This window comes from Thalassospira sp. B30-1 (genome assembly GCF_015767575.1).
In the GTDB taxonomy this organism is placed as follows: domain Bacteria; phylum Pseudomonadota; class Alphaproteobacteria; order Rhodospirillales; family Thalassospiraceae; genus Thalassospira; species Thalassospira xiamenensis.
In genome coordinates, this window is sequence record NZ_CP065232.1 from 3,656,606 (window position 1) to 3,674,871 (window position 18,266).

Below are 18,266 nucleotides of genomic sequence, written 5' to 3' on the forward strand. Positions count from 1 at the left end.
GATATGTCACAGCTGGTTAGACGCACCGTTGTTTCCGTCCGAAGACTTCGGATTGGAACAACTTGCGCCGCATCCACCGGAGCCACAGCTCGCGGACGATGGTTTCGAATGAGAAGTCGTTTCGGTTTTCGTTTGAGGTCTGGAAGTTTTTGAACCGGACTGCAGTGCCATGCGGCGTTCAAACCGGGCCAGTTTCTGGATCATGACCGGGCAATTCTGGTCGTCGTAATACAGTTCCTGGCAATGAAGGCAGTACAGGCATTCATTCGGGTCAATGTGCCCGTCAGGATGAATGGCCTGAACCATGCATTCGTTTGCGCACCGGTGGCAGGGGGAACCGCAATCACGATACCGTTTCAGCCAGTCATTGACCCGGATCCGACCAGGTATCGCCAAAGCCGCGCCCAGCGGGCAAAGGTAACGACAGTAAAACCGCTCGATGAAAAGGCCCGCGACCAACAGCAGAACCGCAAACAGGACGAACGGCCAATCGCGCATGAAGGAAAGAATGATCGCCGTCTTGAAGGGCTCGATCTCGGCCAGATGCTCGGCCTGATCGAACGCATGGAACGAGATGCCAAACAGGACCAGAAAGGCGATATATTTGATCGGCCAAAGGCGCTGATGCAGGCCAAAGGGAACCGCGATTTGCGGAATGCGAAGCTGTTTGGCCAGCTTGTTCAAAAGTTCCTGAAGTGCGCCAAACGGGCAAAGCCACCCGCAATATGCACCGCGTCCCCAGAATATCAGTGACGCCGCAACCGCAAACCACAGCATAAAGATCAGCGGATCCATCAAGAAATAGGACCAGTCAAAACCCGACCCAAAGGAATTGGCAACCGTCAGGACATTGACGACCGAAAGCTGTGCATTGGCATAATATCCAATCCAGACCACGGTAAAGATCAGGAATCCAGTCCGGATCCGCTGCGTCAGTTTGCGACGGCGGACAAACCAGTCCTGGAAGAAGAACAAGCCGGTCAGAAGCAGGATTGCGCAAGACAGGATGACAATATCGACAATCCGGTTCGTCCATATCCGCTTCCAAAGCGCGTCCCGGTTTTGGGTATCGGTACCGGATTTCTGTGCACCAACCTCGTTGGCTTTTTCCGAAACATTATCCGGTGCCGCCGTCGCAACATCGATCTTGCGCAGATATTTGACCGGTGGCGCATAATCGACGCCAAATGTCGTAAAGGCCTTCTCCAAAGCGCCTAGCTGGCGCTGGACCAGAAGCTGCAAATGCCACGGCACAGTTGGATCAAACGGCACTTCTTCGGGGATAACAAAAAGGGCAACTTCCCTGAAACGCGGCGCACCCTCGGCCGCAATTTCCCCGAGGCGCTTGTGATGTTTGTCACGGAAACGGACACTGTTATCGCCCTGTATAACCTGAATACGGTCAAACACCCCACCGCGAACATAACCCGATCCCTTGAAGGAATATTCACCGTTCGCCGCAACAAGCAACGCCTGCTGGCCGGGCTTCAGAACCTTCTGAAGATTGGCATATTCCGCATCCCCCAGCAGATTATGTCCGATCATCGGAATGGAAACGAGAGCGGTATATAGATCGATGAACGGGCCGTCGGCAGCGATCCTGGCTTGATCGTTGCCACTACCTTTACCTTGCCCTCTGTCGTCAGTTCCCTCGAAGGCCTGCGCAACATCGCCATGCGATAGCGACAGACGCCTAACCGACCCGTCGCCAAGCAATTCATCCCAGCTTGCCGGCCCGTCTTGCGACATATCGACGGCGAATTTGTCGCCCTTGCCGCCCGGCTGCGCCAACCCGCCCAGACCAAGTGTTCGGGCCACCTTGATTGCCGAGCGCCGAATTGAATCGTCAATCACCATGATGGTGACGGTGGCACCACTCACGATATCGTCAGGCAACGCATCCAGCTCTTCGCTGCGGGCATATTCGGCGATGTTAAAACCGGTATAGCCCGCGATGTAGTCCGTGATTTTGCTTTCAGGAATGCCAACCAGCACGATCGGTTCTTTGTGGGCAACCAGTCGTGCACCGGTAATAACACCCTGCATCGAGATGCCGACCAGAATGTCGATTGGTTTGCCGGAATAACCAACCGAATTGGCCCAGTCGCTATTGAGGAAAATGTAACCAAGCTGGTTACTACCGCTATAGACGGGAACAAGATGATCTGTTGTTTGCTCCTCGCCGATATGATCGGCTCCGGGCATGATGCTTCCGGCATCAAGCGACACGACATAATCGTCAAGCGTCCCTGCAAAACTGCTCGTGAACGCAAGCCCCCAACCGATCACTGCCAGCAGAAGCAGGCGCAAACCCGATAACGAAAATGATCCGGATACAACAACCACGGCACGTCCCCACCAAACTGATGCTCCATAATCTGAACACCAGTGAGCGGGACCTTATCGGATCCGGAAACGCCATCACTTGACTCACGTCATGTCAAAATTGCGAAATCGCAATTGCCTGATAGCTTGTCGTTTTATCTACGCAAAAACGTCATTTTTGATGACGCTCTCTAAAATTGATCTCTTCGAAACTTCAATACCAAACGACATACGGGACGAGAACGCTCAAAATGGGCGGCACTTTCAAGTCCCGTTAAGCTCATATCATAAAGCTATATAATCCCGAATTGTGAGCCCGCGACAAAAGGAAACTCTCGCACATTTTCACCTCCGGAATACTTCGGTATTAACAAAACCGGTATCCAACCCCCGGCTCGTTTTCGATATAGGTCGGGTTAAGCGGATCATCGCCAAGTTTCTGGCGCAGATGACCGATATAGATACGCAGATAATGTGTTTCACTTTCCTGCGCAGGTCCCCAGATTTCGCGTAAAATCTGTTGATGGGTCACGATACGCCCCGCGTTACGCGCCAGAAGGGTCAGTAAGGCAAACTCCTTTTTGGTCAGTTTCAGTTCATTATCGGCCTTAAAAACCCTGTGTGCCGCCAGATCGATCTTTAGATCACCCGAAACAATCTCGCTACTGGTCAGGTCTTCGGGTTTGCGGCTGCGCAGAATAGCCCGCACCCGTGCGATCAATTCGGCGATGCCGAACGGCTTGGTCACGTAATCGTTCGCACCACAGTCCAAGGCAGTCACTTTTTCTTCCTCATTGGCACGCACGGAAAGAACGATGATCGGAACCTCGCTCCATTCCCTGATTTTCGTCAAAACTTCCTGCCCGTCCAGATCAGGCAATCCAAGGTCAAGAATGACGAGATGCGGGGTCTCAAGGGCGCATTTCTCGATACCCGACTGGCCGTTTTCGGCCTCGATCACCTCATACCCCTGCGCACCAAGGCTGATCCGCAGGAATTTGCGAATTTGCGGTTCGTCATCAATGATCAGCACTTTGGCCTGATCGCGCATCTCAGCTTCCTTCCGCACTGCCATCCTGCAAATCCTCGTCATCCTCTGCAACCGTTGGCATCGCGGTTATCGGCAGGGTTATGGCAATCGTTGTGCCCACCCCCTGCGGCCCGTCGTGTGCAACGATACCTCCGCCATGCGCCTCGATAAAACCACGGCAGATCGACAATCCAAGCCCCGTACCCGCCACCTGGCTATCGCCTGCGCGAACACGATAGAAAACATCAAAAACAGCCTGTCGCGCTTCTGCCGGAATACCGCGCCCGTTATCCGATATCTCGACCACCATCCGTGTTTTATCTGCCTTGGCACTTACTGTAATCCGACCGTTGTCGGCGGTATGCTTTACAGCATTATCAAGAATATTGAACAGAACCTGTTCGATCAGAACCGGATCAAGCTGGATCGGGGACAGATCGGGCGACACCTGCACGTCAAAGGATCGCGACCCGGCATATTTGCGGACATGCTTCACCGCACGACCGATAATCTCGGCCAGATCCGACCATTCCTTTCTCGGCTGCAAGGCACCATAGCCAAGCCGTGTCATATCCAGAAGGTTCTGAACAAACCGGTTCAAGCGTTCGCTTTCCTCAAGGATGGTCTGGGTAAGCTGCCCGCGATCCTCTTCTCCCATGCTGTCGCCATAGCTTGATAATGTAGTCGCCGACCCGATGATCGATACCAGTGGGGTGCGCAAATCATGCGATACCGAAGACAAAAGTGCCGCGCGGAGCTGCTCGGTCTCGCTCAGCAAGCGTGCTTCTTCGATATCGGTCGCAAGACGGGTACGTTCGACAGCAACGGCCACCTGATCGACAAGCGCCTCAAGCAGGCGACGCTGGGAAGGCCCCAATGTGCGCGCATCTTCCCTGAAGCGGACACCAAGAACGCCAAGCGGTCCCTGCGGGGTATTTACCGGCATGAATAGCCATTCTGCGGTCGGCAGGGTTTCGGATCGCCAGCCGGCCGGTTTGGAATGCTCCCACGCCCATTCGGCGGCCCCCCAATCTTTTAGCCCCAACTGATCCTCTGGCGGGTAGGCTGCGGTAATTTCCAACGATCCATCCGTACCCGGCTGCAGGACCATCGACTGACAATCAAGCGTCGCGGCCACATGATGCACAGCCGCCCACAACACATCGTCAAGCGATGCCGCCGCCGCAATCTTGCGACTGAAATCATAAAGATTGGCAGTGCGCTTGCCGCTGGTTTTCATGGCATCGACCTGCAGGCGCAGACGTCCTGCCAGATTGCCAACAATGACCGAGACAATCAGGAAAAATACGATGGTAATCAGCTGTTCATGATGGAACACCGACAGGGTGTAATAGGGCACGGTGAAGAAGAAATTGTAGGAAATGAAAGACAGCAGACTGGCGGCAATCGACGGCCACATGCCGCAACGGATCGCAGTTAACAACACCGCCAGAAGATAAATCAGCGACAGATTGCCAAGCGGCACATACCGGTCAGCAAAAAGTGCGGCAACGGTTGCCACAGTAACGCTGCCAAAGACCCACGAAAGGCTGCGTGATCGCCAGTTTCCGCGTTCGAACGGATTGTCCGAGATCAGCGAACGTTTTTTCTCATCCATGTCCGCAGCAATGACCGTAACATCAAAGCCCTCGGCATTCTCAAGCAGCTTGCGCGCCACATTTTCACGCAACAATCCGGTCCAGCGTCTTCGCCTTGGCCGCCCGATCAGAAGACGCGTAACATTGCGCTTGGACGCCAATGCGGAAATCTCGCGTGCCAAATGGGATTCCGCCTGAAGCGTGACAATTTCCGCCCCCAACTGTTCCGCCAGACGCAGTGCTTCGGCAATATCATCTTTTTCGGCATTCGCCATCCGGTCGTCGCGTGGTGTTTCGACATGCAAGGCGATCCACGGAACACGCTGGCGTTCTGCCATCCGCTTGGCCGTGCGCACCAGCTTTTTGGCCACCGGACTTTCATTCAGGCACACCATCAGGCGGTCCTGCGTCGGCCATGGGCCGCTGACCGCATGGGTACGCATATATTCCAGCATCTGCGCATCAATGCGTTCGGCTGCAATACGCATCGCCAATTCGCGAAGTGCGGTCAGATTTCCCTTGCTGAAGAAATGCCGGAGCGCGCGCCCCACCTGATCGATGACATAAACCTTGCCATCGCGCAGTCTTTGCAAAAGATCATCAGGCGGCAAATCGATCAGCTCGATTTCATTGGCTTTTTCAAGGAAACTGTCGGGCAGTGTTTCGCGTACGCGAACACGTGAAATCCGGGCGACAATATCGTTCAGGCTTTCAAGATGCTGGATGTTCAGCGTCGTATAGACATCAATCCCGGCATCAAGCAGCTCATCGATATCCTGATAGCGCTTTTCGTGGCGGCTGCCCGGCACATTGGTGTGTGCCAGTTCATCAACAAGGGCGATTTCCGGTTTGCGCCAGATGATCGCGTCAATGTCCATTTCCCCAAAGACACGGCCCCGATGCAAAAGCCTCTTGCGCGGCAATGCTTCAAGACCGCGCAAGAGGTTTTCGGTTTCCACGCGCCCGTGGGTTTCGACAATGCCGACAATAACGTCCCTCCCCTCCTTCCGCCGTTCCTGCGCGGCCTGAAGCATGGCATAGGTCTTTCCGACGCCCGGATAGGCGCCCAGAAAGATCTTGAGCTTGCCCCGATCATCCTTGCGGGTCTGTTCCAGCAGGGCTTCGGGGGATGGACGGTCCTCTTCGTCGGTCATCTTGCGTCGATCAAAGCCTTTCGTATTTATCCTGTCATATCAGAACCATCGGCGGATCACCCGGATAAATCGCCGATAGACTGACAGCACCTTGCTCCGGAGCCAGACAGCGCGCATTTCCTCTGCCTCGCGCTGAACCTGTCTTTGCCGGGCACCGGACTGCCGAAAGACAGCCCGATACCCTGTATTTTTGGAATAATCCATCGGATCAGGACGACATTTCGTCCAGAGCCAGATTCAACATCAGAACATTGACCCGCGGCTCTCCGATCAACCCAAAGGTTCTATCTTCAATATGGGCTGCAACCAGTTCTTCCAGGTCATTGAGCGGGATGTTTCTGACTTTAGCCACCCTTTCCATCTGGAAGCGGGCACTTTCGGGCGAGATATCGGGGTCAAGTCCGCTGCCCGATGCCGTCAGCAAATCTATTGGCACCGGGCGATTGCCGTTTTCCGCCGAAAGATCAAGGGCACGGGCCTTGATCCCGTTGACCAGTTCCCGGTTCGTCGCCCCAAGGTTGGAACCACCGGAATTATCCCCCTCATAGCCATCGCCGGCATAGGAAGGGCGCGGATGGAAATAGCGATCACCTTCAAACTTCTGGCCGATCAGGCGCGAACCAACCACGACACCGTTCTTTTCAATCAGGCTGCCATTGGCTTCTTCCGCGAACAGTCCCAGCCCGATCCCGGTCATTGCCAGCGGATAGGCAACACCGGTTATCACCGTCATCACAGCAGCCATGCCAATGGCCGGACGTAACAAGTTCAACATGACAAATTCTCCGTTAAACCAGACCAACGGCATTGATCAGAAGGTCAATGACCTTGATGCCGACAAAGGGAACGATCAGACCACCAAGGCCATAGATCAGAAGATTTCGACGCAGCAGCGCCGCCGCACTGCCCGGCGTAAACCGTACCCCGCGCAGAGCCAGCGGGATCAGGGCGATAATGATCAGGGCATTAAAGATCACCGCCGAAAGGATCGCGCTTTGCGGGCTGGCAAGCCCCATGATGTTCAGCGCACCAAGCTGCGGATAGGCCGCAATGAAAAGCGCGGGCAGGATCGCGAAATACTTGGCAACATCGTTGGCAATCGAAAATGTTGTCAACGCGCCCCTGCTGATCAGCAACTGTTTGCCGACCTGGACGATCTCGATCAGCTTGGTCGGATCACTATCAAGGTCGACAAGGTTGCCCGCCTCGCGTGCGGCCTGGGTGCCATCATTCATCGCAACCCCGACATCTGCCTGTGCTAAGGCCGGCGCATCGTTCGATCCGTCACCGCACATCGCCACCAGACGCCCGCCTTCCTGTTCCTGACGGATCAGTTCCAGCTTTTTCTCCGGTGTTGCCTCGGCCAGAAAATCATCCACCCCAGCCTCGGCAGCGATTGCGGCCGCCGTTAACGGGTTGTCCCCCGTAATCATGACGGTCCGGATGCCCATGGCACGCAGTTCAGCAAACCGTTCGCGAATGCCCGGCTTGATGATGTCTTTCAGATGAATGACACCCATGATCTTGTGGTTTTTCGCGACCACAAGCGGCGTGCCACCTGATTTGGCGATGCCATCAACGATCCGGCCAAGTTCGGCAACCTGCGGGCCCGCTTCGGCATATGCCCGCATCGCATCCCCGGCACCTTTACGATATTCATCCGCACCGATATCCGCACCGGACATACGGGTTTCGGCACTAAAGGCAATCGCCTTGGACAGTTTCGATTTGTCGCCCCGGAAGTCAAACAGCTTGCCCGCCAGTTCGACAATCGATTTGCCCTCTGGCGTGTCATCGGCAAGCGATGCGATTGCCGCGGCTTCCGCCACTTCCCGGTCCGTGATGCCTTTGAGTGGCACAAATTCGTCGGCCATACGGTTGCCAAAAGTAATGGTTCCGGTTTTATCAAGCAGCAGCGTATCGACATCGCCCGATGCCTCAACCGCACGCCCGGACTTGGCGATGACATTGGCCTTGACCAGACGGTCCATACCGGCAATCCCGATGGCAGACAGCAGACCACCGATTGTTGTCGGGATCAGGGTAACCAGCAACGCAATCAGAAACGCCATCGGGATCGAGGTCCCCGAGAACAGCGCGAAGGGTTCAAGCGTGACAACGACGATCAGGAAGATGATCGACATGCCGACCAGCAGGATATTAAGCGCGATCTCGTTTGGTGTTTTCTGACGCTGCGCGCCTTCGACCATCGCGATCATGCGATCAAGGAAACTTTCGCCCGGTTTGGCGGTGACACGGACTTTAAGCCAGTCCGACACAATCCGCGTCCCGCCGGTTACCGCCGACCGATCCCCGCCACTTTCGCGGATTACCGGGGCCGATTCACCGGTAATGGCAGATTCATCGACCGAAGCAATCCCTTCGACGATCTCGCCATCGACCGGGATGACATCGCCCGCCTCGACCAGTACAAAGTCACCGGGCGAAAGACGGCTGCTTGCGACCATTTCAACGGCGGTCTTTTCCCCGTTGCGAAGCTTTTTTGCCTGGGTTTCCTTATTGGTTGACCGCAGGCTATCGGCACGTGCCTTGCCACGACCTTCGGCGACCGCCTCGGCAAAATTGGCAAACAGGACAGTAAACCAAAGCCAGACGGTGATCTGGATCAGGGCCGACAGGTCCGGACCGCCCGTCATACCGGTATGGATGCTGATGACAGTTGCCATCACCGCACCGGCCTCAACCATGAACATCACCGGATTGCAGATCATGATCCGCGGATCAAGCTTGCGAAACGCCTCAATACTGGCAGTCCGCACAAGCGCCCCGTCCAGCAGACGGGAATTTTCTGTTTTCTTCATTTTCTGTACTCCTCCGGTCAGTAGGCAATTCCGGCCAGCATTGCGAAATGCTCCGCAATCGGGCCAAGTGCCAATGCCGGGAAGAAAGTGAGACCACCGACAATCAGAATGACGGCAATCAGAAGGGTAACGAAAAGCGGACCGTGGGTCGGGAATGTGCCGCCCGAAACCGGAACGACATTCTTTGTCCCGAGCGACCCGGCAATCGCCAGGATCGGAATGATGAAGCCATAACGCCCCAGCAACATTGCAATGCCCTGCAAGGTAGTCTGGAACGGCATTCCTGCTCCGAACCCGGCAAAGGCAGAGCCGTTATTGCCCGTCGCCGAGCTATAGGCATAAAGGATTTCCGAAAGCCCGTGCGGTCCGGCATCCTGTACTGCCGTCATAGCGACCGGAACGGTGGCCGACAAGGCCCCGAAGACCAGAATGCCGATCGGCATGGTCAGGATGGCCAGAACAGCCAGCTTGATTTCACGGGCTTCGATCTTCTTGCCCAGATATTCCGGCGTCCGCCCGACCATAAGTCCGGCAATGAAAACCGTCAGAACAACAAACAGCAGCATGCCGTAGAAACCGGCACCAACACCGCCATAGACGATTTCACCAAGCTGCATGTTCAGCATCGTTACCATGCCGCCAAGCGGTGTCAGACTGTCATGCATGGCATTGACCGATCCGTTCGACGCGGCCGTCGTTGCCGTTGCCCAGAGGGTGGAATTCAGGATACCGAAACGGGTTTCCTTGCCTTCCATATTGCCCGGATCGGCAATAATCGTGCTGGAATTTGTCAGCAACGCATTGCCTGCCTTTTCCGCACTATAGGTCGCGGCAAATCCACCGACAAACAGCACGGCCATCACGGCGAAAATCGCAATGCCCTGACGCTTGTCATTAACCATCTTGCCAAACAGAAAGCAGAATGCCGCCGGGATCAGCAGGATATAAACCATCTGAAGCAGATTGCTCAGCGCTGTGGGGTTTTCGTATGGATGCGATGAATTGACGTTAAAGAAGCCGCCACCATTGGTGCCAAGCTGTTTGATCGCGATCTGCGATGCGGCCGGTCCCTGTGCCAGAACCTGCTTTGTGCCTTCAAGCGTGGTTGCATCGACATAGGAATTCAGGTTCTGCGGAACGCCCTGCGACATCAGGAAAATCGCTGCGATAATCGAAAGTGGCAGCAGAATGTAAAGAACACCGCGCGTCATATCGACATGGAAGTTGCCGAGATCACGGATTTTGCGACCAGCAAACCCGCGGATCACCGCAACGGCAACCGCCATGCCCGTTGATGCACTGACAAAGTTCTGCATGGTCAATCCGACCATCTGACTGAAATAGGACAGTGAGGTTTCACCGCCATAGGCCTGCCAGTTGGTATTGGTGACAAAACTGACCGCTGTATTAAACGCCAGATCGGACGACATCGGCGCCAGCCCGGCCGGATTCCATGGCAAAAGATGCTGCAAACGCAGAATGGCAAACAGCAAAACCCATCCGGCAGCATTAAAGGCCAGAAGGGTCACGGCATATCGCGACCAATGTTGCGATGCCTGCGCATCGATACCGCAAATGCGATAAATGACTTTCTCAACCGGCTTGAAAACGGGGGACAGCAAAACCGCCTGCCCGCTGTAAACCCGGTACATATACCCGCCCAGCAACGGGGCGCACGCCAGCAGGATCGCGCAATAAAGCGCGAACTGGCCGAGATCGGTTGTCATCGGGAACTCCGTCCTAGAATTTTTCGGCCCGGATCAGGGCGGAAAACAGGTAGATAACAAGCGCGGCCGATACCGCGCCGCCAAGAATGTAACTGATCATGGAACCTCCTAGATCCGTGCGCAGCCGCGAACCGCAAGCCCGCACATGGCAAAGGCACCCAATGCCAGAACGGTATAGATCAGATCGAACATGGGATACTCCTGTAGTGTTCGGATCAACTGCTACAGGCTAGGAGAGAGAACCGTAAAAATGCGATGGCAGAAATGTGTCCTGAACCGATGTCAGGCATAAAAAATGCGTAAAACCCCGATGACAGCGCGCGGCGATGCCTTCTGAACGGCTGTGATTGGCGTTCACGCCAGAGGCCATAACCCCGAATCATGACAAGCGGGCTTAGCGAGCTTGCAAGCTACAACTCAAGTAATGAGAAATAAATTTCTGAGGTTATATGATAGAAGGTCTCACATTTCCCGAACTGCTCTCTTCAATTAATTGCAACTCCGTCATTAATTTGATTGCGGGAATATAATAGCACCCACTATCTAACCTTTAGGCAGGTTGACGCCGGAAGCCAACACCATATTGATTTGAATCAGTGTCTCGCGGTGCCTGATTGAATACTATCAATTGGGAAATAACACCAAACCCCGAAGATACATAGAGCACCAAAGGTCAGGAGTTCCTCCGACCATGCACCGGGATGACAAACAGCCAGCCATAAAAGAAGAACTGCACGGCATTGTGCACGCCGTTCGCGGTGCGGTTGTTGACGTCGTTTTCACAGGGTCGGGTCTGCCACCAATCAATTCTTCGCTGATTGTGGCATGGGATCAACCGACACCTTTAACCCTGGAAGTTCACAGTCACCTTGATCTGGAAACGCTGCGTGCTGTCGCATTCCAGTCGACGGCGGGATTGTCCCGCGGCGTAAAGGTTTATGCAACTGGTACCCCTGTGACAGTGCCTGTCGGCAACAACATTCTGGGTCGCCTGATTGATGTCGTCGGTGAACCGAAGGATAGCGGGCCAGCTTTGGCAAAGGACACACCACGTCGCCCGATCCACGCCCTTCCGCCATTGTTGAAAGCACAAACAAAAAACACTGAAATTTTCGAAACCGGGATCAAGGTTATTGATCTTCTCACACCAATGGCACAAGGCGGAAAAGCCGCAATGTTTGGCGGTGCCGGGGTCGGCAAAACGGTTCTGGTCATGGAACTTATTCATGCCATGGTCCAGAAATACGAGGGCATATCTGTTTTTGCCGGGATCGGTGAACGTTCGCGTGAAGGTCATGAACTTCTGACCGAAATGCAGGCATCCGGCGTTCTGGAACGAACCGTTCTTGTGTATGGCCAGATGAATGAACCACCCGGCGCACGTTGGCGCACCCCGCTTACCGCCCTGACCGTTTCGGAATATTTTCGCGATCAGAAGCACCAGAATGTGCTGTTGTTGATGGACAATGTCTTTCGCTTTGTCCAGGCAGGAGCAGAGGTATCAAGCCTTTTGGGACGTCTACCATCGCGCGTTGGCTATCAGCCGACACTGGCAACCGAAGTTGCCGGACTTCAGGAACGCATCGCATCGGTTGCCGGAGCGGCTGTTACCGCTATTCAAGCGGTCTATGTGCCCGCCGATGATTTTACAGACCCCGCCGTAACAACAATTTCAAGCCATATGGATTGTGTCGTTGTGCTGTCGCGCGCGCAAGCTGCCGAAGGTTTCTATCCCGCGATTGATCCTCTTGCCTCTTCCTCGATGTTGCTGGACCCGATGGTCGTTGGCAAAGATCATTATGAAACTGCCGAAGCAGTCCGTCAGGCATTGGCAAGGTTCCGGGAACTGACCGACATTATCTCTCTGCTCGGCATCGAGGAACTGGGAATTGCGGACAGAAAGACCGTTAACCGGGCACGTCGGCTACAGCGTTTCCTAAGCCAACCCTTCATGGTTACACAGGCTTTTACAGGCACGCCGGGCTCAAGCGTTGCCCTTTCCGATACATTGGCAGGATGCCGGGCAATCTTGGACGGGGAAACAGACGATTGGTCTGAAAGTTCGCTTTATATGGTCGGAACACTCCAAGAAGCCCGCGCGAAAGAAGAAAAAGCAACCGCCGCCGATGCCAGTGATCGCGAGGCCAGATCATGACGATGAGGTTGACGATCATCACACCGCTTTCAATCGTCGTTGATGAAGAAATCGATAGCCTTCATGCCGAAGATGAAAGTGGCAGTTTTGGTATCCTGCCCGGGCATGCGCCGTTTCTGACGGCATTGGCAATTTCCATTGTCAGTTGGCGCGTCGAAGGTCAGGACCGGTTTTGCGCCGTGCGTAATGGCGTCATGACCGTAAGTGAACGTACAAAAATCAACATTGCGACCCGTGAAGCTGTCACCGGAGACGATCTGGCAACTCTCGATCAGGAAGTTTTACAAAGATTTCATTCCGAAGCCGACGAAGAACGCGTCGAGCATGTTGAAACGATGCGTCTTCAGATGCATGCCATTCGACAGATCATCAGCCGCCTGCGTCCTGGCATGCATAAGGAAACATTCCGGTGAGCAAAGCACCCGATAGATTTCCGCAGCCACCGGAAGAAGACCCGCTTGTTCGGGAAGTAAGGCGGCGACGCGAACGGCATGATCGCTGGTTACGCGAAGGCGATATGTCAGTCGGTCGACGATTGGCCCAAATCGGGGTGCTGGGCTGGATCATTATTGTACCGACATTGGGTGGACTTTTTTTGGGACACTGGATCGACAAACAGTTTGGTACGGGCATTTTCTGGACAGGACCATTGCTGATCGTCGGCTTGGCAATTGGGGGCTGGACTGCATGGAAATGGATGAACACACAATGATTAATTCCGATGTATCGCCAATACTTCTGTTGTTGCCTGTCTGTTTCTCGGGTGGGTTTGCCATGGGTATCGTTTATTTCTGCACCATCCGCATAACGGCTGACATGATTGTATCAGGCCAAAGACCGATGCTTGTCATTGCTTTGGCGATTGGCAGGCTGGCTCTTCTGGTTTGTGGATTTGCGCTTGCTCTCCAGGCTGGCGGGTTCGGAATTCTGGTAACCTTGGCAGGCGTTATCGGCGGGCGCGAAATGATCATCCGAATAAAATGGGGAGCCCGGCCGTGAAGTCGCCTCTTGAAACGCTTCCTCTTTTTTATGTCGGCCCAATACCCGTTACGGCGGCCGTGGTCACCACATGGGTAATCATGATCATCCTGGTGGTTGGTTCCATGCTTCTGACACGGCGACTTGCGTTGATTGCAACCAAACGCCAGGCCACACTGGAACTTCTGGTCGACACCATAGATAACCAAATTCGAGAAACAAGCGGTGCAGAGCCGGCTCCCTATCGCAGTTTTATCGGATCGCTGTTCCTGTTCATCCTGATCGCAAACTGGTCATCACTTGTGCCGGGAATTGAACCACCGACAGCACGACTTGAGACAGACGCGGCATTGGCGATGCTGGTTTTCCTGTCTGTTATCTGGTTTGGCATCAAAGGTGCCGGGGTTGGCGGGTATCTGCGATCTTTCGCAGCACCAAATCCGGTAATGATCCCGCTGAACATGGTCCAAAGTGTAACGCGGGCTTTTTCCATGTTCGTACGTCTGTTTGGCAATGTGATGAGCGGAGTATTCGTCATCGGGATTGTTGCAACCCTGGCAGGTTTCATCGTTCCGATCCCACTCATCGCGCTCGATCTGCTAACCGGACTGGTGCAGGCCTATATTTTTGCTGTGCTGGCGATGGTCTTCATCACGTCGGCCGTCCGAGACGGCACACGTCACCCCACAGAAAAGACGATCCCTCTTCCTCCCGAACAAAAGGACATGTGATGGATTACCTTAACCTCGCCAGTATCGTAAGTGCGGCATTTGCCGTTTCATTCGGGGCAATCGGCCCGGCACTGGCCGAAGGTCGCGCAGTTGCCGCCGCAATGGATGCGATTGCCCGTCAGCCAGAAGCCGCAAACACCATTTCACGAACCCTTTTCGTTGGCCTTGCAATGATAGAAACAACCGCAATCTATTGCCTCGTGATCGCGCTTTTGTTGCTGTTCGCCAATCCGTTGCTGGGATGATCCAATGACAATTGACTGGTGGACCCTTGGCTTGCAGGCGGTCAATGTCCTGATCCTGATGTGGTTATTGTCTCGTGTATTCTGGCGGCCGGTTGCCAATGCAATCGCAAAGCGCAAAGAAGCATCACAGGCAATGCTTGATGCCGCAAAGGCAGCTCAGTCCAAAGCGGATGCAATACGTGCCGAATTGACAGAAGAACGCAAAAGCATCGCTGCGGAACGCGAAGCCATCTTGCTTGCCGCAAGACAAGATGCAGATAATGCAACCAAGGCCGCACTTCTCGAAGCGCACGAAAAAACGGAAAAAATCGTCGCAACAGCACAAATTTCAATCGCCCGCGCGACAGATGCCGCACAGAAGAAAACGGTCACACAGGCGGCTGAACTTGCCACAGAAATTGCATCAAAACTGCTGGAAACTCTTAATACGGCAATCGTTCAGGAAGCATTTTTCCAATTGCTTCTCGATAGTATCGCAAACTTGCCAGAGGCGGAGCGCACAGCATTGGCGCAGAACGCAGACGGCCTTGATCTGGTCAGCGCATATGCGCTTGAGGATGCCGATCGGACCAAATTCAGCAACGCCATCCACAAGGCCCTTGGCGGTACGCCTGATATTACATTCATGACGGATCCAGAACTGATTGCCGGAATGGAAATCCGAACCGCGCATTTCATTTTGCATAACAGCTGGCAATCCGATCTTGCCGAGATTCTGAAGGAGCTAAAAAATGCTGCCTGATGATCCCGATTGGCGCATTGCGGCGCGGCATGCGATTGAAAATGTCCCCTTGGGGCCCCGAACGGAACACAAAGGAAGAGTCGAAGAAATTAGCGATGGTGTCGCGATGATCTCCGGCCTGCGCGATGTTCGCCTTGACGAGGTGCTGCGTTTCCAGGGCGGGCAGATTGGCTTTGCCCGGGTTCTTGATCCGGATCTTATCGGTTGCGTCTTGCTTGATGCCGCAACCGAAATCGAAGCGGGAGACGCGGTATTTGGTACAGGTGAAATCATCCAGGTTCCTGTCGGCGATGCCTTGCTTGGTCGCATTGTCGATCCTCTTGGCCGCCCGCTTGATGAAAAGGATGAGCTCTCCACCACCGAAAGGATGCCTATCGAACGCCCTGCTCCATCAATCATAGAACGTGATCTTGTTACCGAACCGGTACAGACCGGGATGCTGGTGGTAGATACATTATTTGCGCTTGGCCGGGGGCAGCGCGAATTGATCGTTGGCGATCATTCGACCGGCAAAACAACATTGGCAATCGATGCCATGATTGCCCAACACGCAAGCGATATGATTTGCATATATGTCGCCGTAGGGCAGAAAACATCCAGCGTGCGCCGCGCCATTGATGCGCTGCAATCCGAAGGCGCATTTGAACGCTGTATCGTTCTCGTTGCCGGATCGGCGAGCGCCCCCGGATTGCAGTGGATTGCCCCCTATGCTGGCATGACCATGGCGGAATACTTTCGCGATCAGGGAAAACATGCCCTTGTTGTGATCGACGATTTATCAAAGCATGCAGCAACACATCGTGAAATAGCCCTTCTGACCCGCCAGTCTCCAGGTCGCGAAGCCTATCCTGGGGATGTTTTTTATATTCATGCGCGCCTTCTTGAACGTGCGGCAAAACTATCAAAGGATCTTGGCGGCGGTTCGCTGACAGCACTCCCGATCGCGGAAACAGATGCTGGCAATCTATCGGCCTTTATTCCGACCAATCTGATTTCGATTACCGATGGCCAGATCATGCTTGATTCCGCCCTGTTCCATCAGGGCCAGAAACCTGCTGTTGATGTCGGGCTCAGTGTCAGCCGGGTTGGCGGCAAGACCCAGGCACCAATATTACGGGAAGCAGCGGGCTCATTGCGGCTTGATTATGCGCAATTTCTGGAACTGGAAGTTTTTACACGTTTTGGAGGAATGCCCGAAGGGCGTGTACGCCAACAATTAACGCGTGGTGCCAGGATACGCGAAGCTCTGAAACAGTCACAACACTCACCATTCCGGCTTGTCGACGAGGTTGCACTGCTAATCGCCGTGCAATCCGGGTTGCTTGATCCCTTGCCTGTTTCGGCCGTCACAGCATTCCGCGAACGGCTGCCCGCCATATTGGACAGTGACGCAGCAGAAAGCGTGCGTGTCATCTCCGAAACAGACAATCTGGACGAAGCTGCCCGCGCCATGCTGATCGCAGCAATGACCGGCCTTGCGTCTTCGTTATCCGCCATCAAAAATGACACGTCACATGATATTGTGAGCCACAATCCTGAGAGAACCGGTGAAAAAGCATGACCGAACGTTTGGCAGATGTCAGTGAGCGGATTGAAGGCATTCGTCAGCTTGGCGCTGTTGTCAATGCCATGAAAGGCATCGCAGCAGCACGTTCCAGAGACGCAAGGAAGCATATCAAAGCCGTCGACGGTTATGCATCCACGATCGCAAATGCCATGCGAAGCACCCTATCCCCGGAGGAACACCGACCGACAACAAAGATACCTGCCAACACTGGTAAGGGGCTTCTTGTTTTCTGCGCCGAGCAGGGGTTTGCCGGTGCCTTCAGTGAACATGTTCTCGAGAAAATTGCTGAAGACCTTAAAAAAGCAACCCTGTTTTTGATTGGAACGCGCGGGTTATCCATCGCAAGGACACGCGGGATTTATCCTTTCTGGAGCACGGCAATGCCCTCCCACACACCGGGCATTCCGAAAATGGCGGACAATATCACCAAGGCCATCTATGGCAGCGTCGAAGTCGGCAAGATTGACAGCCTTGATGTCATCTATTCTACATGGCATTCAGGAAGACCCGAAATCGTCCGGCACAGTCTGTTTCCAATTGATCTGACCGAGTTCGCATCTCATGCCTCGCGGCCACCGATGATGCAGCTCCCGAAAGCAGCCTTGCTCGATAGCCTGAGCGCTGATTACTTTCATGCTCTGGTTTGCAAGTCTTGCCTGCACGCATTTGCGGCCGAAAACGAAGCGCGACTGGAAGCAATGTCGGCTGCAGCAAGCCAAATCGAACGCGAACTTGATCTGTTTCAAGCTAGATTGCGCCAAGTCCGTCAAGAAGAAATCACAGCCGAAATCATTGAATTGGGAACGGGTACTGCATCTGCGCACCACAAGAAATGAATAAGGAACACGCATGCCGGACCGCGACCAAATCGTCGCTTGCATATTTGGACAAAAATGAGCAACAAATTCCCTCAACATCTAAAGAGGGTAAGGGAATTTATTTGGCGTAAATTTCGCCTATTAAATGTTCGATTTGTCTCAAATTATTTTTTGACCACGTTAGTAATTTCGGCTTCAAATGTCAGGTGCCGCAAAAGATGACATCTAATTTCTAATGAATCCAGATACTTAGAATTTCTGACTGCCATATAAGTTGTCATCGATTGTCACAAAAGATGACAAAAATCTGCAGAATTGACAGAAAAGCTGGCAATTTTCATTTTTCAGCGAAATACCAAGATCAATCCCCTCTC

General features: G+C 53.9%; 16 protein-coding genes. 9 read left to right on the forward strand and 7 right to left on the reverse strand.

Translation table 11 applies throughout. The features are described 5' to 3' along the window. Positions 1-6 precede the first annotated feature (6 nt). The 7 genes from IT971_RS17250 to kdpF all read right to left on the reverse strand — a co-directional run bounded on the left by IT971_RS17250 (position 7) and on the right by kdpF (position 10,756). Positions 7-2,346, reverse strand: a complete 2,340-nt coding sequence (locus IT971_RS17250; protein WP_063094985.1) for a NosR/NirI family protein — start codon at positions 2,344-2,346, stop codon at positions 7-9. A gap of 346 nt (positions 2,347-2,692) precedes the next feature. Beyond that, positions 2,693-3,376, reverse strand: a complete 684-nt coding sequence (locus tag IT971_RS17255) for a response regulator (protein ID WP_063094982.1) — start codon at positions 3,374-3,376, stop codon at positions 2,693-2,695. 1 nt (position 3,377) lies between these two features. Continuing rightward, positions 3,378-6,107: a sensor histidine kinase KdpD gene (locus IT971_RS17260; RefSeq protein ID WP_063094980.1), complete on the reverse strand. Its 2,730-nt coding sequence runs from the start codon at positions 6,105-6,107 to the stop codon at positions 3,378-3,380. Positions 6,108-6,315: 208 nt separating this feature from the next. Further along, positions 6,316-6,882 carry a potassium-transporting ATPase subunit KdpC gene (gene kdpC, locus IT971_RS17265; protein ID WP_063094978.1) on the reverse strand — a complete coding sequence of 189 codons (567 nt, stop codon included), beginning with the start codon at positions 6,880-6,882 and terminating at the stop codon, positions 6,316-6,318. Between the two features lie 13 nt (positions 6,883-6,895). Continuing rightward, positions 6,896-8,929 carry a potassium-transporting ATPase subunit KdpB gene (gene kdpB / locus IT971_RS17270; protein ID WP_063094976.1) on the reverse strand — a complete coding sequence of 678 codons (2,034 nt, stop codon included), beginning with the start codon at positions 8,927-8,929 and terminating at the stop codon, positions 6,896-6,898. A gap of 17 nt (positions 8,930-8,946) precedes the next feature. Then, a complete protein-coding gene (gene kdpA / locus IT971_RS17275) occupies positions 8,947-10,656 on the reverse strand; it encodes a potassium-transporting ATPase subunit KdpA (RefSeq protein WP_063094974.1) in 1,710 nt (569 codons plus the stop codon). Positions 10,657-10,669: 13 nt separating this feature from the next. Further along, the gene (gene kdpF / locus IT971_RS22605; protein ID WP_065701680.1) at positions 10,670-10,756 is read right to left on the reverse strand and encodes a K(+)-transporting ATPase subunit F; all 87 of its coding nucleotides are present in this window, start codon (positions 10,754-10,756) and stop codon (positions 10,670-10,672) included. Between the two features lie 591 nt (positions 10,757-11,347). On the opposite strand from kdpF, the gene atpD reads away from it, so the two are divergent. The 9 genes from atpD to IT971_RS17325 are packed head-to-tail and all read left to right on the forward strand — an operon-like array spanning position 11,348 to position 17,910. Next, positions 11,348-12,811, forward strand: a complete 1,464-nt coding sequence (atpD, locus tag IT971_RS17285; RefSeq protein WP_063094972.1) for a F0F1 ATP synthase subunit beta — start codon at positions 11,348-11,350, stop codon at positions 12,809-12,811. Then, positions 12,808-13,224, forward strand: a complete 417-nt coding sequence (locus IT971_RS17290; RefSeq protein ID WP_196871085.1) for a F0F1 ATP synthase subunit epsilon — start codon at positions 12,808-12,810, stop codon at positions 13,222-13,224. Before atpD ends, IT971_RS17290 begins: the two co-directional genes overlap by 4 nt. Then, positions 13,221-13,523: an AtpZ/AtpI family protein gene (locus IT971_RS17295; protein WP_037987405.1), complete on the forward strand. Its 303-nt coding sequence runs from the start codon at positions 13,221-13,223 to the stop codon at positions 13,521-13,523. The genes IT971_RS17290 and IT971_RS17295 overlap by 4 nt, the downstream gene beginning before the upstream one ends. Further along, entirely contained in the window at positions 13,520-13,810 is a 291-nt protein-coding gene (locus tag IT971_RS17300) for an ATP synthase subunit I (RefSeq protein WP_037987404.1), read from the forward strand. Before IT971_RS17295 ends, IT971_RS17300 begins: the two co-directional genes overlap by 4 nt. After that, positions 13,807-14,520, forward strand: coding sequence for a F0F1 ATP synthase subunit A (locus IT971_RS17305; RefSeq protein ID WP_063095127.1), 714 nt, complete (start codon positions 13,807-13,809; stop codon positions 14,518-14,520). The genes IT971_RS17300 and IT971_RS17305 overlap by 4 nt, the downstream gene beginning before the upstream one ends. Next, the gene (locus tag IT971_RS17310) at positions 14,520-14,765 is read left to right on the forward strand and encodes a F0F1 ATP synthase subunit C (RefSeq protein WP_037987400.1); all 246 of its coding nucleotides are present in this window, start codon (positions 14,520-14,522) and stop codon (positions 14,763-14,765) included. The genes IT971_RS17305 and IT971_RS17310 overlap by 1 nt, the downstream gene beginning before the upstream one ends. A gap of 4 nt (positions 14,766-14,769) precedes the next feature. Then, positions 14,770-15,507: a F0F1 ATP synthase subunit delta gene (locus tag IT971_RS17315; RefSeq protein ID WP_063094970.1), complete on the forward strand. Its 738-nt coding sequence runs from the start codon at positions 14,770-14,772 to the stop codon at positions 15,505-15,507. Next, on the forward strand, positions 15,497-17,068 hold the full coding sequence (locus IT971_RS17320) for a F0F1 ATP synthase subunit alpha (RefSeq protein ID WP_063094968.1): 1,572 nt from the start codon (positions 15,497-15,499) through the stop codon (positions 17,066-17,068). The genes IT971_RS17315 and IT971_RS17320 overlap by 11 nt, the downstream gene beginning before the upstream one ends. Next, on the forward strand, positions 17,065-17,910 hold the full coding sequence (locus IT971_RS17325; RefSeq protein WP_037987397.1) for a F0F1 ATP synthase subunit gamma: 846 nt from the start codon (positions 17,065-17,067) through the stop codon (positions 17,908-17,910). Before IT971_RS17320 ends, IT971_RS17325 begins: the two co-directional genes overlap by 4 nt. The last annotated feature ends 356 nt before the right edge of the window (positions 17,911-18,266 follow it).